This window comes from Actinomadura sp. KC06 (genome assembly GCF_004348735.1).
Lineage (GTDB): Bacteria > Actinomycetota > Actinomycetes > Streptosporangiales > Streptosporangiaceae > Spirillospora.
In genome coordinates, this window is sequence record NZ_SMKT01000139.1 from 1 (window position 1) to 22,696 (window position 22,696).

The window sequence follows — 22,696 nt, forward strand, 5'->3', positions numbered from 1 at the left end:
GTGTCGGGATGCGGAGCAAAGCGGAGCTTGAGGCCGACATCGGGGGCGGCGGGCGCGCCGCGCTGGTGATCAACTCCCGGTCGCGGCGGGGGCGGCGGCTCTACGGCCGGGCCCGGCGGATGCTGCGCGAGGCGGGCGTCGACGTCGTCCACGTGTTCCCGGTGACCGACCCGACCCGGCTGCGGGAGCTGTTCTCCGACGTCCTCGCGCTGGAACCCGACCTCGTCGTGGTCGGCGGCGGGGACGGCACGATCGCCGAGGCGGTCGGTCATCTCGCGCACCGCGACATCGCGCTCGGCGTGCTGCCGCTCGGCACCACCAACAACTTCGCGCGCAGCCTGGAGCTGCCGATGGACCTGCCCGGCGCGGTCCGGACCCTCGCCGTCGGCCGCCCCGCCGGCGGGAAGGTCGCGGACGTCGACGTCGGCTGGTTCGAGAGCACCGGCGACCCTCAGGGCGAGGGGCCCGGCGCCGACCGCGAGCACATCTTCGCGAACATGGTGAGCCTCGGCATATCGGTCCAGGTGGCGGAGAGCGTCCCGCACGCGCTCAAGCGGTTCGTGGGCCGTCCCGCGTACGCGCTGACGGCGGCGCGGCTGCTGCCCCGGCACGAGGCGTTCACCGCCCGGATCACGATCGACGGGGAGACCCGCGAGCTGGTCACCCACCAGCTGAACGTCGCGAACGGCGCGCATCAGAGCGGGCAGCGCATCGCCCGCGACGCCAGCCCGGACGACCGGCTGCTCGCCGTCTACCGGTGGGGCGACGAGCGGCGGCTGCGGCTGCTGTCGGCGACGGCGCGGCACGCCCTCACCGGGCGGTGGCGGACGCTGGAGGAGGACGCGTTCCTCACCACCGCGCACGTGGAGATCGAGACCGATCCGCCGATGCCGGTGGACGTGGACGGCGAGATCCGCGGCCGCACCCCGGTGTCGATCCGGCTGCGCGGCAACGCGCTGCGCGTGATCGTCCCACAGGCGTTCCCCGACACGTGAGCCTGATCCGTCACAGCACGCCGCGGGCGGTGAGCAGCTCCTTCAGCCGGTCGTGCGGGAGGGCCGGGGAGCGGTGGCCGTCCCGTCCGATCATGGTGCGGCCGGCGAGCAGGACGTTCAGCACCGCCTCCTCGACCGTCTCCACGACCGCCTCGTAGAACGGGTCGATCCGGTTCCACGGGACGAACCGCAGCGTGTCGTAGCCGGGTTCGCCGTCGGGGAAGCCGCCGCTGATCGCACCCGGGTTGGCGGTGGAGAAGGCGAGGAAGATGTCGCCGGACCCGTGCGCCCCGTAGGCGCCGGTCCGGGCGAGCCCCAGCGGGACGCGACGGGCGAGCGCCTTGCACTGGCCGGGGAGCAGCGGCGCGTCCGTCCCGATGACGACGATGACGGAGCCGGAGCCGGGCGGCGCGAGCCAGTCGTCGTCCTCGATCGGGTTGTCGTCGGCGAGGTCGGCGCCGACCGGGACCCCGCAGACGGTGAGCTGGCGCCGCCCGCCGAAGTTGGCCTGGACGAACGCGCCCACCGTGTAGGAGTCGGAGCCGTGGGCCACGACCCGCGAGGACGTCCCGCTGCCGCCCTTGAACGAGTAGCAGTTCATGCCCGTCCCGCCGCCGACGGAGCCCTCCTCGACCGCGCCGCCGGCCGCCGCGTCGATCGCGGCGACGGCGTGCCCGGGCCGGACGTGGTCGCCGCCGATGTCGTTGAGGTAGCCGTCCCAGGTCTCGGCGACGACGGGCAGCATCCACTCCTGGAACCCGGGCCGCTCGCGCAGCGCCCAGTCGATCGCGCCGCGATGGGCGGCGCCGACCGCGTGCGTGTTGGTGATCATGACGGGCAGGGTCAGCGCGCCGGTCTCGGCGATCCAGTGCGACCCGGTCATCTCGCCGTTGCCGTTCAGCGAGTAGATCCCGGCGGCGCACGGGTCGAGGAAGCCGTCCCGGCCGCGCGGCAGCAGCGCGGTCACGCCGGTGCGCACCGGGCCCTCCCCGCGCCGCAGCGGGCCGTCGCCGGAGATCAGCGTGGTGTAGCCGACCTCCACCCCGGGGACGTCGGTGATCGCGTTGTTCGGGCCGGGGGTGCCGGGCAGCGGCAGGCCGAACGAGCGGGCTCGGGTCATCGGTCTCCTTCCTGATCGCCGGACCCGGGGTCGCCGAGGTCGCGGCCGATGGCGTCGGACGCGCAGGCCAGCAGGAGGCTCGCGGCCCGCGCGGCGTCGAGGGTGGGCACGGCCATGGTCATGTGCAGCCCGTAGCCGTCCTCCAGCGCGACGAGGTTGCGCGCGATCGCGCCGGCGTCGCGGGTGAGCGTGAACGCGCCGGTGGCGGCGCCCGCCTCCAGGATCCCGGCGTAGATGCCGACCTGCCGCTCGTACAGCCGGATGTGCTCGGCGGCGTAGGAGGGGTCGCGGCGGGCCACGGCGCCGAGCTCGTACAGCAGCACGCACAGATCGTCGTCCGGGCCGGACGGCAGGCCGCTGCGGATCATCGCGATGAGCCGCCGCCGCGGGTCGGGCTCGTCCCGGACGGCGTCCTCGCGGGCGGCGCAGAACCGCTCGACGGCCTCGCGCTGCACCTCCCGCAGCAGGTCGGTGAGCGTCGGGAAGTAGTACAGGACGGAGCCGGGCGACATCTCCGCCTCCGCGGCGACGTCGCGCAGCCGCAGATCGAGCATGCCGCGGCCGATCACCGCGCGGCGGGCGGCGGCGACGAGGTCGGCCCGCCGCTCATGGGCCCTGCTGGGTCGTGCCATGCCGACATTCTCCGAAGATCGTTCAGACAACGCAAGTCAAGCCATCGCCGCAGGAACCCGAGACCAAGTCGTTATGACCTCGGCTATTGACCAGACAGCGGGTGGTTCTTTGATACTCGTTCGACGAATTCTTGTCCAGGAGGTGCCCCATGGCCGCACCCGAGGTCCGTCCACCGGCAGCCGCCGGCCGCCCGCCCGCGCTGCACCGCGGGCTGAAGACGATCGGCGCCCTGCTCATCGTGCTGTCGGCGATCACGCCCGCGTCCTCCGTGTTCATCATCGCGCCGGGGGTGCTCTCGCAGGCGGGCACCGGCGCGTTCCTGAGCTTCGCCGCCGCGGGCGTCGTCGGGATCTTCATGGCGTTCGTGTACGCCGAGCTGGCGTCCGCGTACCCGCTCACCGGCGGCGAGTACGCGATCGTCGGCCGCACCCTCGGCCGCCCGGCCGGCTTCATCGTGCTCGGCCTGATCCTCATCACCCAGCTGCTGATCCTCGCGGTGATCGCGCTCGGCGTCGGCACCTACCTCGGCGTCCTGATCGACGGCCTCAACGGCCCGGTCATCGCGGCGGTCACGGTCGCGATCGCGACCGTCATCGCGATCTTCGACATCAAGGTCAACGCGGTGGTCACCGGGATCTTCCTGGCGATCGAGATGGCCGCGCTGCTCGTGCTGGCCGGGCTGGGCTTCCTGAACGTCGAGCGGCCGTTCACCGACCTGCTCGCGGACCCGGTCGTGGCGGGGGACGGCGGGGGCCTCACCGCCGCGTCCGCGGGTCTGATCGCGGCGGCCACCGCCGTCGCGATCTTCGCTTACAACGGGTACGGCTCGGCGGTCTACTTCGGCGAGGAGACCCACGACGCGCACCGGGCGGTGGCGCGGACCGTGCTGTGGGCCCTCGGCATCACGGTGGCGGCTGAGATCATCCCCGTCACGGCCGTGCTGCTCGGCTCGCCCGACATCGAGCGCCTGCTCGGCTCGGAGAACATGATGGAGTACTTCATCACCGAGCGGGCCGGCGACACCGTCAACACCGTGATCAGCCTGGCCATCGCGCTCGCCATCTTCAACGCGGTGATCGCGATCATGCTGCTCACCGCCCGGCTGATCTTCAGCTCGGGACGGGACCGCACCTGGACGCCGAAGATCGACGGCGCGCTGTCGGCGGTCCACCCGCGCTTCGGCACCCCGTGGATCGCGACGATCGTGGCCGGGGTGCTCAGCGCCGCCGCGTGCTTCCTGGACGAGAAGTTCCTGCTCGTCGTCACCGGCACGTCCCTCGTCGCCGTGTACGGCGCGCTCTGCCTGGCGGTGATCGTCGGCCGCCGGAACGGGACCACCGCGCACGCCGGATACCGGATGCCGTGGTTCCCGGTCGCGCCCGTCGCCGCGCTCGCCGCGCTCGGCTACGTCATCTACCAGAACGCCAAGGACCCGGAGATCGGGCGGCCGAGCCTGATCGTGACCGTCTCGGTGATCGCGGTGTCGGCCGCCTACTTCGTGCTCGTCCTGCGCCGCCGCGGCGGCTGGAGGCTGACGGGCGCGGCGGACGACCCCGCGGGCGACCCGGCCGGCGACGACCCGGCAGGCGACGACCCGGACGCCGGGGAGCCGCGGTCGTCGGCCATGACGTAGGCGCCGGACTCCAGCCGCCCGATCAGCCGCCGCGTCCAGTCGGCGGCGGAGTCGGCGGAGTGCACCCACCAGCCGAGGAGCTCGCGCAGGTGGTCGTCCGGGTCCTGCGCGTCGAGGCGCGGGGCCACGGACGACCGCCGGACCGCCAGGCCGTCCAGCCGCTCGCGCAGCAGCCGGACGGCCTCGGCGCGCGGCAGCTCGGTGAGGAACCCGAGCCCGGCGGTCAGCATCTCCGGATGCCGGACGTCGACGTTCGCGAGGGCGCAGCGCAGCAGCCGGAGGAACTCGGCGCGGCCCGCGTCGGTGATCTCGTAGTCGGTGTGCGGCGGCCCGGCGTCGCTCTCCTCCACCTCGTGCGCGCGGAGCATGCCCTCCTTCGCGAGCTGCCTGAGCGCGTGGTAGACCGAGCCGGGGTTCACGTGGGCCCATTCGTCCGAGCCCCACGAGATCAGCTCGCGGCGGACCTCGTAGCCGTGCGCCCGCCCGAACCGCCGCACGCCGCCGAGCACCAGCAGCCGCGTCGCCGACATCCCGATCCCCCCTGACCGTAAGTGCGTTTCAGGGTAGGCGGTCGGGATGACGATCGGCGACGAAAGCGCTAGCCGCGCAGCGCGGCAAGGTCGTCCGGCGTCAGGACGACGCCGGCGGCGGCCAGGTTCTCCTCCAGATGGGCCGGGGAGCCGGTGCCGGGGATCGCCAGCATCACCGGCGAGAGCGCGAGCAGGCCCGCCAGCAGCACCTGCGGGACGGTGGCGCCGTGCCGCGCGGCGATCGCGTTGACGCGCTCGTCGTCGGGGATCCCGAACCCGCCGAGCGGGAAGTACGGCGCGTAGGCGATGTTCTCGCGTTCGCAGACGGCGAGGAGTTCGACGTCCCGCGGTTGCGTGACGTCGAACCGGTTCTGGATCGCCGCGACGGGCGCGATCTCCTGCGCCTCGGCGAGCTGCGCCGCGCTGACGTGGCTGAGCCCGAGGTGGCGGATGACGCCCTCGTCCCGGAGCGCGGCCAGGACCGCGAAACGCTCCCCGATCGGCTCGTCCATCGGCGTCTCCAGCCCGCCCGGTCGCAGGTAGACGAGGTCGAGGTGGTCGCGTCCCAGCTCCCGCAGGTTCCGCTCCACTTCGGCGCGCAGCCCGGACGCGGGGATCTGCCCGGACGGGTGCGGGTCGTCCGGCTCCCGGTACGGCCCGACCTTCGTGGCGATGACCAGCCCGTCCGGGTAGGGGGCGAGCGCCGCGCGGATCATCTCGTTGGCGGCGGGCCCGCCCTGCGCGTAGTAGAAGGCGGCGGTGTCGATGTGGTCCACGCCGAGCTCGACGGCCCTGCGCAGGATCGCCAGGCCGGTGCCGCGGTCGTTCGCGGGGCCGTGCAGGCGGCTCTGCGGCAGGCGCATCGCGCCGAAGCCCATCCGGGCGACCCGCAGGTCGCCGCCGAGATCGAAATGCCCGCCGGTGGTGATCTGTGTCGTCATGCGTCCCACTGTGCTGCGGTCCCCCAGCCTGGACGAACGGCTGGCAGGTTGCTGCCAGCCGCGTGGCAGACTGAAGGGCGATGCGGACTGAAACGCGATGAGCGTCGACATGGACCGGAACGTCGTGCTGCGCGGCGAGGCGGAGCTGGCCGAGCGCGCCGGGCCGCTGTTCCTCGGGTGCGAGGAGTTCGCCTGCGCCGCGACCGACCTGAAGACCTGGGCGATGCCCGGCTACCGGGAGCGGATGGTCGCCGAGCGGTACCGGACCAAGCCCCGGCCCGTCACCTACAAGCTGCACAACCCGGCGGCGCTCGCGGACGAGGAGTCCGAGCGGCACCTCGTGGAGATCAACAAGGCGGGCGCCCGCGTCCGGATCTGCACGACGGCCCTCCCCCACGAGACGATCATCGTGGACCGCCGCGTCGCGATCCTCGCGGGCCCGCCGGTGGGCGGCGTACGCGAGTACACGGTCGTGCGGTCGCCGAGCGTCGTCCGCGGCGTCATCTCGCTGTTCGAGGCGACCTGGGACAAGGCCACCGACCTGGACGACCACCGCCGCGACCGGCCGCCCGCGCTGTCCGAGGAGAGCCTGCGCATCCTGCGGCTGCTCGCGAGCGGCCTGAAGGACGAGTCCGCCGCGCGCCGCCTCGGCATGTCCCTGCGCACCTATCGCCGCCGCTTCGCGGAGATCCTCACCCTGCTGGACGCCGAGTCGCGCTTCCAGGCGGGGCTGCGCGCCCACGAGTTCGGCCTGATCAGCTAGCCGCCCGCCAGTGGGACCAGCTTGACGAACACCAGTTCGGGGTCGGCGGTGAGGTCTACCTCCTCGTCCAGGTCCTCGACCTGGCGGTCGCCGGCCAGGACGAAGAAGCCGTTGGCGAGGAAGCCGCGCCCGCGAGCTTGAGGTCCTCGTAGAGGTCGCCGTTGCGCGTCCCGGCGCGCAGCGCCAGCCCGCCGAGGAGCGGCACCGTCCCCGGCCCGCCGGTCAGGGCCGCCGCCCACACGACACCGCGTGCGAAGTCCCCGTGATTCTGATGGACCAGGTAGTGGTAGTGGTACTCGTGCCCGCCGATCCAGTCGGCGTGGGCGCCGTCCTTCCTGCTGCACTGGGGCTCGCATTCGACCAGCGCGCGGAGGCATTCGGCCACGGTGCCGCGCATGGACGCCGCGTCCGCGAGCGAGACGCACTCGCGGCGCCACTTCTGCGAGGGACGCGGCGATGACAGCCGCCCCAGATGCCGGACGAACCGCGCGAACTCGGCCGTCGCCCCCGGCTCCGTGCTCACGCGCGAGCGCAGCGCCTCGGCCCACGCGCCGCGCTCGGGTATCAGTCCAGACGGCGCGTGTGCCTCCTCCATGTCGGCGAGCATTGTGGACAGGCGCCGCGCGACCCGCTTGCGGTCGTCGGCCGGAACGTCCACGCGCGCCAGCTCGCGGTCCGCGCCCCGCAGCCACGGCGCGAGCTCACCCCGGCGTCCAGCCGCGCGACCGCTGCGAGCCTGAGGGAGTCGTGGGGGTCGCCCTGGCGCGCCGCCGCTGCGAGCGAGTCGTGGAGCATGGCGGGAATCGTGGCAGGGGCCGCCGACAAAACCGCGATTCCGGCGTCTGTTCGGTGCCTTCACGGTCACCTACCCTCGGGGGGACCGCGGCGGAACGAGATTCGGGACGGCCATGGCGCACAGCGTGGTGATCATCGGGAGCGGGTTCGGCGGGATCGGGATGGCGATCCGGCTCCGGGAGGCCGGGATCCGCGACGTGGTGATCCTGGAGAAGGCGGCCGGGCTCGGCGGGACGTGGCGCGACAACACCTATCCGGGCGCGGCGTGCGACGTCCCGTCCCACCTGTACTCGTTCTCGTTCGAGCGGAAGACGGACTGGTCGCGGCGGTTCCCGCAGCAGCCGGAGATCCTCGACTACCTGCGGCACTGCGCCCGCAAGCACGGCGTCCTGGACCGGGTGCGGTTCGGGACGGAGGTCACCGAGGCCCGGTTCGACGAGGACGCGGCGCTCTGGCGGATCTCCACGACGTCCGGCGGGCTGGAGGCGCGGGTGCTGGTGTCGGCGTGCGGGCAGCTCAACCGGCCCGTGCTGCCGCCGATCGAGGGGCGCGAGTCGTTCGCCGGGACGAGCTTCCACTCCGCCCGCTGGGACCACGGCGCCGACCTGCGGGGACGCCGGGTCGCGGTGGTCGGGACGGGCGCGAGCGCGATCCAGATCGTCCCGGAGATCGCGGCGCAGGCGGCGGAGCTGCGGCTCTTCCAGCGGTCCGCGCCGTACGTGATCGACAAGCCGGACCGGCCGTACCGGGGCTGGGAGAAGGCCGTCCTGGCGCACGTGCCCGGGGTGTACGAGCTGAGCCGCGCCCGCGTCTACGCGGCCTACGAGGCGCGGGCGCTGGGGTTCGTGAAATATCCGAAGCTGATGGCGCTGCTGGAGAAGCGGTTCAAGAACGCCCTGAGGGACGGCGTCGACGACCCGGTGCTGCGGGACGCGCTCATCCCCGGCTACCCGATGGGCTGCAAGCGGATCCTGCTCTCCAGCGACTACTATCCGGCGCTGGCCAGGCCGAACGTGGACCTCGTCACCGACCCGATCACGGGCGTCACGCCGTCCGGCATCAGGACCGCGGAGCGCGACCACGACGTGGACGTCATCGTGTACGCGACCGGGTTCCGCGCCACCGAGTTCCTCTCCCCCATGAAGATCGTCGGACGGGACGGGCGGGAGCTGAACGAGGCGTGGCGGGACGGCGCGCAGGCCCACCTCGGCATCACCGTCAGCGGCTTCCCGAACCTGTTCCTGCTGTACGGCCCGTACACCAACCTCGGCCACAACTCGATCATCTACATGCTGGAGTCGCAGTTCAGGTACGTCCTCGGCTGCGTCGAGGCGCTGCGCGGCGCCGGGCTCGCCTGGATCGACGTCCGCCCGGACGTGCAGGACGCGTTCACGCGCGAGATGCGGGAGCGGCTCCGCTCGACGGTGTGGGAGGCGGGCTGCCAGAGCTGGTACATGGCGGCGGACGGCATGGTCGTCAACAACTGGCCCGGGTTCACGTTCGCGTACCGCCGCGCGACCCGCCGTCCCGACCCGAGGCACTTCCACGCCAGGCGCGCCGCCGCCCGGTAGCCCTGCCGATGTCGGGGCCGCCTAGGCTCGGTGTCATGCCGACCGCCTTCATCACCGGCGCGACCGCGGGCATCGGTGCCGCCTTCGCCCGCCGCCTCGCCTCCGACGGATTCGACCTGGTCCTGCTGGCCCGCGACGCCGAGCGGCTGGAGCGATCAGCCGCCGACCTGCGCGACAAGTACGCCGTCCGAGCCGAGGCGCTGCCCGCCGACCTCTCCGCCGAGGACGGCCTGGCGGCGGCGGAGGAACGCGTCGGCGCTGACGTCGACCTGCTGATCAACAACGCCGGGTTCGGCCACAACGGCGTGTTCCTGGACGTCCCGGTGTCGGACGAGCTGACCATGCTGAAGGTGCACTGCGAGGCCGTCCTGCGGCTCACCCACGCCGTGCTGCCGGGCATGCTGGACCGCGGCCGGGGCGGCGTCGTCAACGTGGCGTCCGCGGCGGCGTTCGCGACGCGCGGCACGTACGGGGCGTCCAAGGCGTGGGTGGTGAACTTCAGCCAGGCCGTCGCCGAGGACATCAGGCGGCGCTCGGACGGCGGCGTCCGCGTGATGGCGCTCTGCCCCGGCTACGTGCGCACCGAGTTCCACGACCGCGCCCAGATGGACATGTCGGACCTGCCGGAGTTCATGTGGCTGGACAAGGACGACGTCGTCGCCGCCGGTCTCCGCGACCTGCGGCGCGGCGTGCAGGTCAGCATCCTGGGCCCGCAGTACAAGGCGCTCATCGGCGCGACCCGCTTCCTGCCGCGCGGGCTCGTCGCGCGCCTGTCGTCCAGCACCGGACGCACCTACAAGACGTGACGAGGGTTCCCGAGCGCCGTCGCCTGGGGTAGACACGGCTCATGCGGGTGCTGGTGACGGGGGCGGCGGGCTACATCGGGTACGCGGTCGGGCGGCGGCTGGTCGCGGCCGGGCATGACGTCGACGGCCTGGTCCGCCAGAGCGCGGAGTTGCCAGACGGGGTCCGTCCCGTCCGCGGCGACCTCCTCGAACCGGAGAGCCTGCCGGACGGCCCGTACGACGGGGTGTGCCATCTCGCCGCGCTCACCCGCGTCCGCGAGTCGTTCGAGGCCCCGCTTCGGTACTTCACCGCGAACGTGCAGGGCACGGTGAACCTGCTGGAGTCAGTGCCCGCGGAGCGGGTCGTGTTCGGCTCGACGGCCGCCGTGTACGGGACGCCGGAGCGCCAGCCGATCCCGGAGAGCGAGAGCACCGCGCCGTCCAGCCCGTACGGGGCGTCGAAGCTGGCCGCCGAGCAGGCCGTGCGGTTCCACGCCCGGGCGGGCGCGATCGGCGCCGCCGTCCTGCGCACGTTCAACGTCGCCGGTTCGGTGGACGGCCGGGCGGACCCGGACGAGACGCGCCTGATCCCGAAGGCCCTCGCCGTGGCGGCCGGGCACGCTCCGCACCTGGAGATCAACGGCGACGGGCGCGCCGTCCGCGAGTACCTGCACGTGGACGATCTCGCCGCCGCGTACGTCCGGGCGGTGGAGGCCGTCCAGCCTGGGGAGGAGCGGGTCTACAACGTCGGCAGCGGGATCGGGACGGCCGTCCACGAGGTCGTCGCCGCCGTCGAGGAGGTGACGGGACGTCCCGTGCCCACCCTGCGGCGCCCGGCGCGAACCGAGGCGCCCGTGCTGATCTGCGACGCCACGGCCGTCCGGACCGGTCTCGGCTGGCACCCGGAACGCTCCGCGCTACCGGAGATCATCGCAACCTCCTGGAACGCTCTCACTCGGCCTGGCGACTAAACTCCCCAGCGTGTCCGAGCCGAAGTTCGAAGTCCAGATGCTCCACGACCGCGTCATGATCAAGGTCGAGAAGGACAGCGGGGAGCGCCGCAGCACCAGCGGGATCGTCATCCCCGCGACCGTGGAGCAGGGGAACCGCCTGGTCTGGGGCGAGGTCTGCGGGGTCGGCCACCACGTCCGCGTCGTCAAGCCCGGCGACCGCGTCCTGTTCCACCCGGGCGACCAGTTCGAGGTCGAGATCCAGGGCGAGAACTACCTCGTCATGCGCGAGCGCGACCTGCACGCGATCGCCAGCGAGCGCCCCGAACACGGCACGGGCCTCTACCTTTGACGATCTCCGCGGCGAGATCGCCTGAGCCCGGGCGAGGCCGTTAGCGGCCAGGTCCCTCCCCCTGTCGGCGGACGAATTCCAGGTCAGGAAAGTCCACACACAGGGGGAAATATCGTGATGCGAGAGACCACTGGCGCGCCCCGGACGAAGGAGACCTCGGACGCGTCGCCGCCCGTCGCGGGACCGTTCGACCAGACGCTGCGGTACCTCCGGTCGCACGCCGAGCAGGCGGCGCTTGCCCTGCGGGAGATGGAGTCGCAGCTGACGTCGCTCGCCTGGGCCGAGTGCACGCACGCGGCGGCGGGTTCCGGCGGGTTCGAGCCGCTGGAGGGGACCGACAAGATCGACCGGCGGATCGCGGAGGCCGTCGGCCGGTGCCGCGATGAGCTGCTCACCGCCCTGCCGGGCGGACCGCGCGACGGCGGGACGCTCCGCGCGGCGCTGGAGCGCGACCGGCACGCCCTGCGGCGCGGCGCGTCGATCCGGACGCTGTACCGGCACTCTGCCCGGCGCGACGCGGCGACGGTCGCCTATGTCGACGAGATCTCGGCCGCGGGCGCGGACGTCCGCACGCACGACGAGGTCTTCGACCGGCTGATCATCGTGGACCGGCGGATCTGCTTCCTCCCCGGCCCGCCCGGCGGCGGGACGGCGGTCGCGGTGACCGTCCCGGCCGTGGTGCGCTACCTGGCCGACGTCTTCGACCGGGTGTGGCAGCGGTCCGACCCGTTCGCCACCGGCGCCGCCATACCGGCGGAGAGCCGGATCGTCCGCATGCTCATCGCCGGGGAGACGGGCACGGTGATCGCCAAACGTCTCGGGGTCAGCGACCGGACGCTCGCCAAACGGATCGCGCGCTTGAAGTCCGACTACGGGGTGCTCACCCACTTCCAGCTCGGCTACGAACTCGGCCGCCGCGCGTGAACACGGGCCCAGGGCCGGGCGACGTCCGCGTCCCGGCTGAGACACTCTTCTACGAACCGGAATGAACGTATGAACCGGAACGAACGCGACGACTCGGGAGGACGCATGGGCGACGAGGTCCAGCACGACAGGTCGGGCCAGCTCAAGCAGATCGAGAGCGGCCTGCTGCCCGGCGAGCAGGTCATCGCCGTCTACGACGCGGTCGGCACCGGCACCGGCTTCATCGGCCTCACCGACCGCCGCGTGATCATCCAGGACAAGAGCTTCGCCGGCAAGAGGTACGCCATCACCAGCGTCCCCTACTCCAAGATCACCTCGGTGAGCGTGGTGAGCAACAAGTCGTGGGCCGGGTCGTACTTCTCCACCGGGACGATCGCCATCAACGTCGGCACGCACACCTACGAGGTCGAGTTCCGCGGCAGCGACAAGAGCCACCACGTCCACAACGTGATCCTCCAGCACATCTCCGGCTGACCCCATCCGGACCGGGGCGCGAGTCAGACGGTGATCTCGGCGGTGGAGCCGGTGCGGTTCTTGGTGACGCGGAGCTGGGCGGGGATGCGGGCGCGGAGTTCGGCGACGTGGCTGACGACGCCGACGGCCCGGCCGCCGTCGCGCAGGGCGTCCAGGACGTCCATGACCTCGTCCAGGGTCTCCTCGTCGAGGGTGCCGAAGCCCTCGTCGACGAACAGCGTGCCGATCTCGGCGCCGCCCGCCTCGGCGGTGACGACGTCGGCGAGGCCGAGGGCCAGGGACAGCGAGGTGATGAACGACTCGCCGCCCGACAGCGTCACGGGGTCGCGGTCGAGGCCCGTCCAGGCGTCGGCGACGCGCAGGCCGAGGCCGCCTGCGCCCTTCGTGCGGTCGCCCGCCGCCTTCTCCGTGGTGTGGACGAGGGCGTACCGCCCCCCGGACATGCGCGACAGCCGCTCGTTCGCGGCGGCGACGACCTGTTCGAGGCGGGCCGCGAGCACGTAGGCGGACAGCGACATGGCGTGCCGGTTCGCCGGGTGCTTCCCGGACGTCAGGCCCGCGAGGCGTTCGGCGACCTCGTGCCGTTCGGCGGCGGGCCGCCACGCGCGGACGGACGCGTCCAGCCGTTCGCGCAGTTCAGTGAGGCGCTCGCAGCGGTACCGGGCGCGGTCGGCGGCGGACGCGACCCCGGCGTGCACGGCGTCGGCCGCGTGGAGCGCCGCTTCGAGCGCGGGCAGGTCGGGCGCGGGCTCGGCGGCGGCCGCCGTGAGCGCGGGGTCGGCGAGCAGGTCGCGGACTGCGGCCTCCTCGTCGTCCAGCCGGCGGATCCGGTCGCGCAGGACGCCCTGGTCCTCGTCGGGCAGCGCGGCCTCCAGGACCTCGTCGGGCGTGCGGAACCCCTCGGCCTCGGCGGCGGCCTTGGCGGTGGCGCGGGCGGCGGCCAGTTCGTCGGCGGCGCGGACGGACGCGCGCAGCGCCTCGACGGCCTCGGCGAGCGCTTCGGCCTCGCCGCCGAGCCGGGCGATGCGGGTCTCGAGCGCGGGGTCGCCGCCGAGCGCCTCGTCCAGTTCGGCCGACAGCCGCGCCTGCTCGGCCGACAGCTCATTCTCCTGGGTGCGGTTCTCGGTGAGCGCCCGGACGATCTCGTCCCGCCTGTCGCGGACGCGGTCGAGCTCCTGTTCGTGCTGGTGGAGGGCCGTCTCCAGCCGTTCGGCCTCGGCCGCGCGAGCCACCGCCGCCTGCAGCGCCTGCTCGGCGTCCGCGACCTCCTCGGCGAGGACCTCGGCGACCGCCTCGCCGGCGGTGTCGAGGAGGTGGTCGCGTTCGGTGCGCAGCGCCTCGACGGCCTTGCCGGTCTGCTCCCGGACGTCCTGCGCCCGGTCGGACTCGCCCTGCGCCTGGTCGATCCGCTCCTCGGTCGGGATCAGCGCGAGCGACGTGGCGGGCGCCGGATGCTCCGTTGAGCCGCAGACCCGGCACGCTTCGCCGTCCGCCAGGTCTTCGGCGAGGACGGCGGCCATCCCGTCCAGCCGCGCCTGGCGCAGGTCGAGGACGAGCTGCCGGGCGTCCTGCGCGGCGTCGACCGCGTCGCGGTGCGCCGCCTCCGCTCCGGCGAGCCGATGTTCGACCTGGTCGCGGCGCTGCGCGGCGTCGAGGCGGCGGCGGGCGGCGTCGACGGCGGCCTCGGCTCCGGAACGTCCGGCGGCCGCGATGCGGGCGTCGTCGAGCTCGGCGCGCCGAGCCTCCACGACGCCCGGCAGTTCGGCGAGGGTCGCGGCGGTCTGCGCCTCCTCCGGCTCCAGCCGGGCCAGGTCACGGGCCAGCGCGGCGCGCTCCGAGCCGATCCGCCTCAGCCTGGCGGCGGTGGCGCGCCTGCCCTCCAGCGCGGCGATCTCGTCCCGGCGGGCGCGTTCGGCCTTGGCCAGGACGTCCTCGGACGCGTTCGGCGGAAGGAGCGCGCCGACCCTGGCGCGGGTCTCGTCGGCCCAGCGGCGCGCCCGCGTCGCCTCGTGATGCCGGATCTCGGCCGCCTTCACCAGCGGCACGACCCGGTCGGCGCGGGCGGCGGCGTCGAGCCGCGACGCCATCCGCGACTTGTCGCCGGCGCGCTCGCGCAGCGCGTCCCGGCGGGCGACGGCCTCGGCGTGGCGGCGCCGCCGTTCGGCGAGCGCCTTCGCCTCGTCCAAGGCGGTGCGGGCGGCCTGCAGCGCCGCCGCGGCCTCCCGGCGCAGCCTCTCGGCGCTCGCGCGGACGTCCTCGTGCCCGCCGGCCAGCTCGGCGGCCCACGCGGGCAGCACCGCCGCCTCGGCGAACGGATCCCCCGCCTGTTCGGGCCGGCGCGGCGCGGGGACGGCCGGCCGTTCCGCGCGCGGCGGCTCGGCGCCCGTCGTCTCGGCGACGCGGTCGGCGATCGACAACGCCGCCGCGGCCAGTCCGGCGGCCTCGCGCCCCGTGGCGGCGCGCCGGTCGGCCAGCCACTTCTCGACCTGCGCGAACACCTCCGCCGCGAAGAGCCGCTCCAGCACCCTGCGGCGCTCGTCCGCGCCCGCGCGCAGGAAACCCGCGAACTCGCCCTGCGGCAGCAGCGCGACCTGGCAGAACTGGACGGCGGTCATCCCGAGCATCCGCGACACCAGGTCGCCCGCCTCGTCGAGCCGGGTCGTGAGCCCGATCCACGCGCCGTGCTCGAACTCCTCAAGGACGACCTTCGCGTGCTCGGTCGTCGTCCCGGAGCCGCGCAGCTTCGGCCGCTCCCAGGCCGGCGAGCGCGAGATGCGCAGGCGGCGGCCGCGGATCGTCGTCTCCAGGACCACGCGCGGCGCGGCGCCGGGTGCCGCGTGGTCGCTGCGCAGCCCCTTCACCGCGTTCCGGACGCCCGGCACCTGCCCGTACAGCGCGAAGCAGACGGCGTCGAGGATGCTGGTCTTGCCCGCGCCCGTCCGGCCCTGGATGAGGAACAGCCCGGCGCCGGACAGCGCGTCGAAGTCGATCTCCTCGGTCCCGGAGAAGGGCCCGAACGCGCTGATCTCTAAGCGGTGGAGCCTCACGCCATCGCCTCCTTACGGCGGCAGGACTCGAACGCCTCGTCCAGGAGCGCGCGCTCGGCGGGGGTCGCCGGGCCGTCGGTGACCTCGGCCACGAAGTCGCCCGCGAGGTCGGGGTCGGACCGCTCGCGGACGCGGTCGGACCAGGTGCGGGCGGCGTCCGTCCCGCCGCCGCCGGGCTCGAAGCCGAGGACGAGCGTGTGCGGGAACCGGCGCCGCAGCCGTTCCATCGCGGCGGACGGGCGGCGCTCGTCGGTCAGCGTCACCTGGAGCCAGCGGTCTTCGAGCCGGTCGTAGGACGGGTCGGTGAGCAGGTCGTCGATGCGGCCCCGCACCCGGGCGAGGCGGCGCGGGACGGGCGCCTCGGCGAACTCCGCCGCGATGCCGCCGTCCCGCAGGTCGATCAGCCACGACCCCTTGACGTGCTTCTCCTCCGAGAACGAGTACGCGAGCGGCGAGCCGGAGTACCGGACGCGGTCGCTGATGCGCCAGGACCCGTGCAGGTGGCCGAGCGCCGCATAGTCGACGCCGTCGAACACCGACGCCGGGACGTGCGACGAGCCGCCGACCGAGATGTCGCGTTCGCTCTCGCTGGCCGCGCCTCCGGTGACGAACGCGTGCGCCAGCACGACCGAGCGCAGGTCGCGGCGGGCGGCGTCGTCCCGGACGCGGCGCATGGCCTCGGCCAGCGCGGCGGCGTGGCTGCGTTCGTCGAGGTCCCAGGGGTGGCGGACGAGTTCGGGCTCCAGGTAGGGGATGCCGTAGATCGCGGCGTCCCCGACGACGACGGGCTCCCCCACGGTCGCGAAGTCGGTGCGGACGTGCACGCCCGAAGCGTCCATCAGCGCCGATCCGAACCCGAGGCGGCGCGCCGAGTCATGGTTGCCTGCGATGAGCACGACCCGGGTGACGGCGGCGAGCCGTTGCAGTGCCTCGTCGCACAGCCGGACGGCGTCCACGGCGGGCAGCGCCCGGTCGTAGACGTCCCCGGAGACCAGCACGCAGTCGACCCGCTCCGCCGTGACGGTCTCGACCAGATGGTCGACGAACGCCGCCTGCGCGGCCAGCAGGTCCTCGCGGTGAAAAGATCTGCCGAGATGCCAGTCGGAGGTGTGCAGGAGTCGCATGTCGCAGCAACCATAGGCATCCCGTGCGACACATCCCGCGCAGAAACGCCGGGCCGCCTCGAAACAATCTTCGAATGGCGCCCGCCGCGCGGTTTCGGCGCTGCCGTAGGGTGACGGCGTGAGCGAGCGTCCCTATGTGCTGCTTAGCTGCGCGATGTCCGCCGACGGGTACATCGACGACGCGAGCCCCGAGCGGCTCCGGCTGTCCAGCGCCGCGGACTGGGACCGTGTCGACGCCGTCCGCGCCGGCTGCGACGCGATCCTCGTCGGCGCCGGGACGATCCGCGCCGACGACCCCCGCCTGCTGGTCAGGTCCGAGCGGCGGCGCGAGAAGCGGGCCGAGCGCGGGCTGCCGCCCGACCTCACCAAGGTGACGCTGACCTGGAGCGGTGACCTCGACCCCGGCGCGCGGTTCTTCACCACGGGCGCGTCGCCGAAGCTGGTCTATGCGCCGTCCCGCACGGCCGGCGGCCTGGCCGCACGGCTGGACGGCCTGGCCGAGGTCGTCGACGCCGGCGACCCGCTCACGCTCGCGACGATGCTCGGCGACCTCGCGGGACGGGGTGTCCGGCGGCTGATGGTCGAGGGCGGCGGGGGCGTCCACACGCTGTTCCTGACGGCCGGGGTCGTGGACGAGTTGCAGCTCGTCGTCGCGCCGTTCTTCATCGGCGACCCGTCCGCGCCGCGCTTCGTCCAGTCCGGGGTGTTCCCGCAGTCGCCGGACCGTCCGATGCGGCTGGAGGAGGTCACGCGCATCGGCGACCTCGCGCTGCTGCGTTATCTCACCGGGGCCGCGCGTGGATGATCTCGGCTGGCTGGACCTGGCCTGCGACCTGGCGGCGCTGTGCCCGCCGTCCCGCACCGCGTTCTCGGTCGGCGCGGTCATCGTCGGCGCGGACGGGCGCGAGATCGCCCGCGGCCACTCCCGGGAGGACGACCCGCACGACCACGCCGAGGAGGCCGCGCTCGCCAAGGCCGCCGGCGACGTCCCGGGCGCGACCGTCTACAGCTCGCTGGAGCCGTGCGGCCGCCGGGCGTCGCGGCCCCGCCCGTGCGCGGAGCTGATCATCGCGTCGGGCGCCCGGCGGGTCGTGTTCGCCTGGCGGGAGCCCGCCCTGTTCGCCGAGGGGACGGGCGCGGAACTCCTCACAGCGGCGGGCATCGAGGTGGTCGAACTCCCCGAACTGGCCGCCCGCGCCCGCAAGCCGAACGCCCACCTCCTCTAGGACGTCCAGCTCACCCTCCTGGCCCTGGGAGGACTCCGAGGTCAGGAGAAATCGGGTTCGTCGTGGGGACGGCCCTTGAGTTCGTGGAAGCCGGGGACACCGGCTACCAGGAGCGTTCCGTCCCAGAGGCGGCCGGCGTCCTCGCCGCGCGGGATCCGCGACATGACCGGGCCGAAGAACGCCGTCTCCCCCACCGCGATCACCGGCGTGCCGATGTGCGGGCCGACCTTGCCGATGCCCTCGGCGGTCGAGGCGCGGACGGCGTCGTCGTACTCCGCCGACTCCGCCGCCGCGACGAGCCCTTCGGGCAGGCCGGCGTCTGCGAGGGCGTCGGTGAACGTCCGCGCTTCCATCTCGCCACGCTCGTGGTAGCGGGTGCCGATCGCGGTGTAGAAGCGTCCGAGCGCCTCCTGCCCGGCCTTCGCGGCGACGGCGGCGCAGATGCGGGCGGGAATCCAGAGGTATCCCTCGGGATCGCCTTCCGGGTCGTCGTCGCGGCCCTCGTTCAGCGCCGCCAGGCTCAGCACGTGCCAGCGCGGCTCGATGGGCCTGACCGTCGCCGCCTCCAGCAGCCATCGCGACGTGATCCAGGTGTAGGGGCAGGACGCGTCGAACCAAATGTCGGCAATCTCAGCCATGGCCCCGGTTATACACGGCAGGGGTGAGACGCCAGTCTCATTCCTCTTGCCAACGCCCGGGGACCGCATGCGATGCTGTGACCAAGCAAGCATTCGGTTACCTGGATCGGCCCGGTGGATTCGGGGTCCGCCGGAGCAGGGAGGCACGGCAGCATGCGCGAGCATGATCGGCTGTTCATCGGCGGCGAGTGGGCCGCCCCGTCCGGCACCGGCACGATCGACGTCATCTCCCCGCACACCGAGGAGGTGATCGGGCGGGTGCCCGAGGGCACGCGGGCCGACATGGACGCCGCCGTCGCCGCCGCCCGCCGCGCGTTCGACGACGGCCCCTGGCCCCGGATGACGCCGGCCGAGCGCGCCGAGATCGTCGGACGGCTCTCCGCGATCTACGCCGAGCGGCAGGGCGGGATGGCCGAGCTGGTCACCGCCGAGATGGGCTCGCCGATCATGTTCTCGGTGTTCGGGCAGGCCGCCATCCCGCAGATGGTCCTGCAGTACTACGTGGACCTCGCCGCCGCCTACACGTGGGAGGACGAGCGGCCGGGCATGCTCGGCCCGGTCACCGTGACGCGGGAGCCCGTCGGGGTGGTCGCCGCGATCGTCCCGTGGAACGTGCCGCAGTTCACGCTCATGCTCAAGCTCGCCCCGGCGCTCATCGCCGGCTGCACCGTGGTGGCCAAGCCGTCCCCGGAGACGCCGCTCGACAGCTACCTGCTCGCCGAGTGGATCGAGGAGGCCGGGATCCCGGACGGCGTCGTCAACATCGTCCCGGCCGGACGCGAGGTCGGCGCGTACCTCGTCGCGCATCCCGACGTCGACAAGGTGTCCTTCACCGGCTCCACCGCCGCCGGACGCAAGATCGGCGCGGTGTGCGGCGAGCAGCTCAAGCGGGTGACGCTCGAACTCGGCGGCAAGTCCGCCGCGATCGTCCTGGACGACGCCGACCTCGCCTCCACCGTCGAGGGCTTCAAGCTGGCGGCGCTGATGAACAACGGCGAGGCGTGCGCCGCGCAGACCCGCATCCTCGCGTCCCGCCGCCGCTACGACGAGGTCGCCGACGCCCTCGCGACGATGGTCGGCGGCCTGGCGGTCGGCGACCCCGCCGACTACGGCACCGAGATCGGCCCGCTCGTCGCGCAGCGGCAGCAGGAACGCGTCGAGAACTACATCCGCGTCGGGCAGGACGAGGGCGCCAAGCTCATCACCGGCGGCCTGAACCGCCCGCACGAACGCGGCTGGTACGTCGCGCCGACCGTCTTCGGCGACGTCGCCAACGACATGCGCATCGCCCGCGAGGAGATCTTCGGGCCGGTCCTCGTCCTCATCCCCTACGACGACGAAGACGACGCCGTCCGGATCGCCAACGACAGCGAGTACGGACTAGGCGGCTCCGTCTGGACCTCCGACGTCGACCACGGCATCGACGTCGCCCGCCGCATCCGCACCGGAAGCTGCGGCGTCAACATGTACACCCTCGACCCGAACACCCCGTTCGGCGGCTACAAGAACAGCGGCCTAGGCCGCGAACTAGGCCCCGAAGGCCTCCACGCCTACCTGGAACACAAGTCGATCCCCAGACCCGCCTAACCGCCCACGCCGCAGACCACTCCTACGAGCATCCCTCAAGCGTCCTTCGTCGTGTTCGACTCGCCGACAACCGGCGCCCAGCCGCTAAGACGCGCACCACTCAGCAAGCACCGAAACCGCCGCAAACCAGCACCAGCCACGTCGCGGACCAAGCTGCTGATGGGGCATGCCCGGGCGTCGTTCGTCGTGTTCGACTTGCTGACGACGAGGGTGTCGCGGGTCGGCGACGGCGGCGTCGTGGGTCAGTAGAGGGGCGACACCGTCCAGCCGTGGCGGTTGCGGCAGGCTCGGGCGGCTTCGGCGGACGGTGCGCCCGTCACCAGCAGCCGGACGCCCGTGGTGGGGATGCGGCCGTGGTCGAACGCGATCGCCCGGAGCTTCGCGGGGGTGACGACCGCGGCGGTGGCCCCTCGGTCGAGGATCGCTTCGAGGAGGTCGCGCGTTCCGGGGCCGGGGACGCCGACGGCGGTGGCGCCCTGGGTGAGGCACAGGTCGGTCAGGCCGATCCAGGTCGGGGCGGGGACGTCGCGGCCGGAGAGGGCGAGGACGTCGCCGCAGCCGAGGCCGAGCGCGCCGGCGAGACGGTAGAGGTCGGCGAGCCGGTCGGCGTGCGTGATCACCTCGGACGACGCGCACAGCCGCAGCGCCGGGTCACGCAGCGGGTCGGGAGACGGCAGGGCGCCGACGTCGGGGCCTGGCTCCAGCAACCGTCCGAACGGCGTCGTGCCCAGGACGTCCCCGAACGCGAAGATCTGCCTGACGTAGGAGCGTTCCGCCGCCGCGAGAGAGCGGACAGCGGTGTCCTCACCGGCCAGCAGGAAGCGGGCACCGCACTTGTTCAAGAGGGCGGCGGCCTCGGCGGTCTTCACGTCCGGCGGAAGCAGCGCCGGGACGGCACCGGACGCGGAGACCGCATGGACGGCAAGGGCCAGGTCACAAACGCCCGAAACGTGCACCGCGCCGACGTCGCCTGGACGCACGCCGTGACGGCGCAGCCCGTCCGCGGCCGCCGTCACCTGGTCGGCGAACGCCGCGTGGCCGAGTTCCCTCGTCGGGTCGATGAGGGCGGCGCCGCCGCGGCGGGCCGCGTTGACCCTGACCGCGTCCAGGACGGCCTCGGTGATCGTGGTGCCGGCGACCATGGGCGTTGCGGGGCTTGCCTGGCGCATGCGCCGAACGTACGCCGCGCGCACCCGCCGCCACATCCGAAGAAATGTGTAGGCGGATGTGTACATCAGGGGCTGAGGCCGACGCGTTCCAGCAGCTCCCGCCGCCGGACCTGCCCGTCCGACGTGCGGGGAATCTCGGCCACGACGTGCACGGCGGAGACCGCGCGAGTCCGCGGAACATGGCCGTTGACGTGCCGCAGGAGGTCGATCTCGGACACCGGTTCCGCCAGCACGACGAACGCGTGCGGCGCGAGACCGAGATCACCGTCCGGCGCGGGTACGACGGCGGCGTCGCTCACCGACGGGTGCGCCGCCAGGACCGGCTCCGGCTCACCGGGCGGGTCGGGGCGCACGCCCGTCACACGGCCAAGGACGAAGACGCGGCCGTGGTCGTCTGCGAAGGCGGAGTCCCCGGTGGGCAGCCATCGGACGGGCACGTCCGCCGTCCGCGCGACGGGTAGGCGTATGCACAGCTCGCCTGGCTGGTACGACGCCTGTGAGACGCCGCTGCGGGGATTGACGATGCGCCAGGTCACGCCAGGCAGGCCCCGTCCGACTGAGTCCAGCGTGCCTTCCTCGGCGGCCCGCAGGTTGAGATGCGTGAACCCGGCCGCCTCGGCCAGCCCGTACGCCTGCCGGACGGGACAGCCGAGCCGGGCCGCCGCGGTGCGCGCATCCTCCGCGGCCAGCGGTCCGCCCGCCGCGACAACGGCGCGCAGCGAGCGCAGGTCGTATCGGGCCACGGCGCGGTCGTAGGCGAGGGCCTCCACGAGCCGGGGCGGCAGCACCGCCACGGTCACCCGGTGATCACGCATCGCCCGCAGCAGGTCATGACCGCCCAGTCCGACCACTGTGGCACCGAGCCGCAACGCCGGGTTGAGCACACCGTTCAGCCCGAGCACATCGCTGAACGGCAACGCGCTCAGCACGGTGTCGCCGCCCCCGATCATCCCGGCGTCGGCGACCCGGACCAGCCCGGCCACGACCTCGGCATGCGTGAGCCGGACGGTCTGTCCGGGCCCGCGCGTGCAGGCAAGCAGAGCCGCATCACGGTCGAGATCGGCCTCCAGCATGGGCACGCGCCCTGACTCCCCCGCGCGCAGACCGTCGATCTCCAATCTCCGTGCCGCGCCATCGAACTCTCCGGAAGACGTGATGACGACGCAGGCACCAACGGCATCCACGGCATCCAGGGGGCAGGCCGCGTCGACCGGGAACGGCACGGCACCGGCCGCGATGACCGCGTGCAGCGCGACGGCGAACTCCGGCCCATCCGGCAGGTGCAGCCCGACCACGTCCCCCGGCCCGATCCCCTCCCGAACGAGCCCGGACGCGACGGCCCCGACCATGGCGCCCAGCTCCGCGTACGACACCGAACGCCCGGACGCGGCGTCCGCCACGGCGACCCGCCCCGGATCCGCCCCGGACTCCCCCAGCAC

The 22,696-nt window shown here is 73.4% G+C and carries 21 protein-coding genes and 1 pseudogene; 12 read left to right on the forward strand and 10 right to left on the reverse strand.

Annotated features, from left to right (window positions below):
* Window positions 1-995, forward strand: a 995-nt coding sequence (locus E1287_RS32355) for a diacylglycerol kinase family protein (RefSeq protein ID WP_347813998.1), incomplete at its 5' end; no start/stop codon positions are given.
* A gap of 10 nt (window positions 996-1,005) precedes the next feature.
* On the opposite strand, the gene E1287_RS32360 is transcribed toward E1287_RS32355, so the two are convergent.
* Window positions 1,006-2,115, reverse strand: coding sequence for a P1 family peptidase (locus tag E1287_RS32360; RefSeq protein ID WP_131969075.1), 1,110 nt, complete (start codon window positions 2,113-2,115; stop codon window positions 1,006-1,008).
* Complete coding sequence (locus E1287_RS32365) at window positions 2,112-2,747, reverse strand: TetR family transcriptional regulator C-terminal domain-containing protein (RefSeq protein ID WP_131969076.1); 636 nt, start codon at window positions 2,745-2,747, stop codon at window positions 2,112-2,114. The genes E1287_RS32360 and E1287_RS32365 overlap by 4 nt, the downstream gene beginning before the upstream one ends.
* A gap of 149 nt (window positions 2,748-2,896) precedes the next feature.
* On the opposite strand from E1287_RS32365, the pseudogene E1287_RS32370 reads away from it, so the two are divergent.
* Window positions 2,897-4,153, forward strand: a pseudogene (locus tag E1287_RS32370) (APC family permease); the annotation flags it as partial.
* 86 nt (window positions 4,154-4,239) lie between these two features.
* On the opposite strand, the gene E1287_RS45970 reads toward E1287_RS32370, so the two are convergent.
* On the reverse strand, window positions 4,240-4,911 hold the full coding sequence (locus E1287_RS45970; RefSeq protein ID WP_243719579.1) for a PadR family transcriptional regulator: 672 nt from the start codon (window positions 4,909-4,911) through the stop codon (window positions 4,240-4,242).
* A gap of 68 nt (window positions 4,912-4,979) precedes the next feature.
* Window positions 4,980-5,852, reverse strand: coding sequence for an aldo/keto reductase (locus E1287_RS32380; protein ID WP_131969078.1), 873 nt, complete (start codon window positions 5,850-5,852; stop codon window positions 4,980-4,982).
* A 97-nt stretch (window positions 5,853-5,949) separates the two neighbouring features.
* On the opposite strand from E1287_RS32380, the gene E1287_RS32385 reads away from it, so the two are divergent.
* Complete coding sequence (locus E1287_RS32385) at window positions 5,950-6,615, forward strand: response regulator transcription factor (RefSeq protein ID WP_131969079.1); 666 nt, start codon at window positions 5,950-5,952, stop codon at window positions 6,613-6,615.
* 55 nt (window positions 6,616-6,670) lie between these two features.
* Here E1287_RS32385 and E1287_RS44110 read toward each other — a convergent pair whose 3' ends face one another.
* Complete coding sequence (locus E1287_RS44110) at window positions 6,671-7,273, reverse strand: hypothetical protein (protein ID WP_165969300.1); 603 nt, start codon at window positions 7,271-7,273, stop codon at window positions 6,671-6,673.
* Window positions 7,274-7,523: 250 nt separating this feature from the next.
* Between E1287_RS44110 and E1287_RS32395 the strand changes: the two genes are divergently transcribed.
* The 6 genes from E1287_RS32395 (at window position 7,524) to E1287_RS32420 (ending at window position 12,466) form a co-directional block, all read left to right on the forward strand.
* A complete protein-coding gene (locus tag E1287_RS32395) occupies window positions 7,524-8,981 on the forward strand; it encodes an NAD(P)/FAD-dependent oxidoreductase (RefSeq protein ID WP_131969081.1) in 1,458 nt (485 codons plus the stop codon).
* 35 nt (window positions 8,982-9,016) lie between these two features.
* On the forward strand, window positions 9,017-9,787 hold the full coding sequence (locus E1287_RS32400) for an SDR family oxidoreductase (protein WP_131969082.1): 771 nt from the start codon (window positions 9,017-9,019) through the stop codon (window positions 9,785-9,787).
* A 41-nt stretch (window positions 9,788-9,828) separates the two neighbouring features.
* Window positions 9,829-10,737, forward strand: a complete 909-nt coding sequence (locus E1287_RS32405) for an NAD-dependent epimerase/dehydratase family protein (protein ID WP_131969083.1) — start codon at window positions 9,829-9,831, stop codon at window positions 10,735-10,737.
* A gap of 10 nt (window positions 10,738-10,747) precedes the next feature.
* A complete protein-coding gene (locus E1287_RS32410) occupies window positions 10,748-11,068 on the forward strand; it encodes a co-chaperone GroES (protein WP_131969084.1) in 321 nt (106 codons plus the stop codon).
* Window positions 11,069-11,185: 117 nt separating this feature from the next.
* The gene (locus E1287_RS32415; RefSeq protein WP_131969085.1) at window positions 11,186-11,992 is read left to right on the forward strand and encodes an HTH domain-containing protein; all 807 of its coding nucleotides are present in this window, start codon (window positions 11,186-11,188) and stop codon (window positions 11,990-11,992) included.
* Window positions 11,993-12,061: 69 nt separating this feature from the next.
* Window positions 12,062-12,466 (forward strand): PH domain-containing protein, encoded by a 405-nt coding sequence (locus tag E1287_RS32420; RefSeq protein WP_243719580.1) that lies wholly within the window; start codon window positions 12,062-12,064, stop codon window positions 12,464-12,466.
* A gap of 23 nt (window positions 12,467-12,489) precedes the next feature.
* On the opposite strand, the gene E1287_RS32425 is transcribed toward E1287_RS32420, so the two are convergent.
* Window positions 12,490-15,513: an SMC family ATPase gene (locus E1287_RS32425; protein WP_131969086.1), complete on the reverse strand. Its 3,024-nt coding sequence runs from the start codon at window positions 15,511-15,513 to the stop codon at window positions 12,490-12,492.
* On the reverse strand, window positions 15,510-16,637 hold the full coding sequence (locus tag E1287_RS32430) for an exonuclease SbcCD subunit D (RefSeq protein WP_131969087.1): 1,128 nt from the start codon (window positions 16,635-16,637) through the stop codon (window positions 15,510-15,512). Before E1287_RS32430 ends, E1287_RS32425 begins: the two co-directional genes overlap by 4 nt.
* 118 nt (window positions 16,638-16,755) lie before the next feature.
* Here E1287_RS32430 and E1287_RS44115 point away from each other — a divergent pair, with 118 nt between their 5' ends.
* Window positions 16,756-17,442 carry a dihydrofolate reductase family protein gene (locus E1287_RS44115; RefSeq protein WP_165969301.1) on the forward strand — a complete coding sequence of 229 codons (687 nt, stop codon included), beginning with the start codon at window positions 16,756-16,758 and terminating at the stop codon, window positions 17,440-17,442.
* Window positions 17,435-17,863, forward strand: coding sequence for a deaminase (locus tag E1287_RS44120; RefSeq protein ID WP_243719581.1), 429 nt, complete (start codon window positions 17,435-17,437; stop codon window positions 17,861-17,863). Before E1287_RS44115 ends, E1287_RS44120 begins: the two co-directional genes overlap by 8 nt.
* 41 nt (window positions 17,864-17,904) lie before the next feature.
* On the opposite strand, the gene E1287_RS32440 is transcribed toward E1287_RS44120, so the two are convergent.
* Complete coding sequence (locus E1287_RS32440; RefSeq protein ID WP_131969088.1) at window positions 17,905-18,501, reverse strand: disulfide bond formation protein DsbA; 597 nt, start codon at window positions 18,499-18,501, stop codon at window positions 17,905-17,907.
* A gap of 153 nt (window positions 18,502-18,654) precedes the next feature.
* Here E1287_RS32440 and E1287_RS32445 point away from each other — a divergent pair, with 153 nt between their 5' ends.
* A complete protein-coding gene (locus E1287_RS32445; protein WP_131969089.1) occupies window positions 18,655-20,088 on the forward strand; it encodes an aldehyde dehydrogenase in 1,434 nt (477 codons plus the stop codon).
* Between the two features lie 242 nt (window positions 20,089-20,330).
* Here the strand turns inward: E1287_RS32445 and E1287_RS32450 are convergent, their stop codons facing one another.
* Together E1287_RS32450 and E1287_RS32455 are read right to left on the reverse strand one after the other, a co-directional pair.
* The gene (locus tag E1287_RS32450) at window positions 20,331-21,257 is read right to left on the reverse strand and encodes an AMP-binding protein (protein WP_243719582.1); all 927 of its coding nucleotides are present in this window, start codon (window positions 21,255-21,257) and stop codon (window positions 20,331-20,333) included.
* A gap of 65 nt (window positions 21,258-21,322) precedes the next feature.
* On the reverse strand, window positions 21,323-22,696 hold a 1,374-nt coding region (locus E1287_RS32455; protein ID WP_131969091.1), incomplete at its 5' end, for an AMP-binding protein.

Bases quoted from the DNA above. Each gene is read 5' to 3' on its own strand.
- E1287_RS32360 (WP_131969075.1), bottom strand. From the start codon at position 2,115: ATGACCCGAGCCCGCTCGTTCGGCCTGCCGCTGCCCGGCACCCCCGGC.
- E1287_RS32365 (WP_131969076.1), bottom strand. From the start codon at position 2,747: ATGGCACGACCCAGCAGGGCCCATGAGCGGCGGGCCGACCTCGTCGCC.
- E1287_RS45970 (WP_243719579.1), bottom strand. From the start codon at position 4,911: ATGTCGGCGACGCGGCTGCTGGTGCTCGGCGGCGTGCGGCGGTTCGGG.
- E1287_RS32380 (WP_131969078.1), bottom strand. From the start codon at position 5,852: ATGACGACACAGATCACCACCGGCGGGCATTTCGATCTCGGCGGCGAC.
- E1287_RS32385 (WP_131969079.1), top strand. From the start codon at position 5,950: ATGAGCGTCGACATGGACCGGAACGTCGTGCTGCGCGGCGAGGCGGAG.
- E1287_RS32395 (WP_131969081.1), top strand. From the start codon at position 7,524: ATGGCGCACAGCGTGGTGATCATCGGGAGCGGGTTCGGCGGGATCGGG.
- E1287_RS32400 (WP_131969082.1), top strand. From the start codon at position 9,017: ATGCCGACCGCCTTCATCACCGGCGCGACCGCGGGCATCGGTGCCGCC.
- E1287_RS32405 (WP_131969083.1), top strand. From the start codon at position 9,829: ATGCGGGTGCTGGTGACGGGGGCGGCGGGCTACATCGGGTACGCGGTC.
- E1287_RS32415 (WP_131969085.1), top strand. From the start codon at position 11,186: ATGCGAGAGACCACTGGCGCGCCCCGGACGAAGGAGACCTCGGACGCG.
- E1287_RS32420 (WP_243719580.1), top strand. From the start codon at position 12,062: ATGAACCGGAACGAACGCGACGACTCGGGAGGACGCATGGGCGACGAG.
- E1287_RS32430 (WP_131969087.1), bottom strand. From the start codon at position 16,637: ATGCGACTCCTGCACACCTCCGACTGGCATCTCGGCAGATCTTTTCAC.
- E1287_RS32440 (WP_131969088.1), bottom strand. From the start codon at position 18,501: ATGGCTGAGATTGCCGACATTTGGTTCGACGCGTCCTGCCCCTACACC.
- E1287_RS32445 (WP_131969089.1), top strand. From the start codon at position 18,655: ATGCGCGAGCATGATCGGCTGTTCATCGGCGGCGAGTGGGCCGCCCCG.
- E1287_RS32450 (WP_243719582.1), bottom strand. From the start codon at position 21,257: ATGCGCCAGGCAAGCCCCGCAACGCCCATGGTCGCCGGCACCACGATC.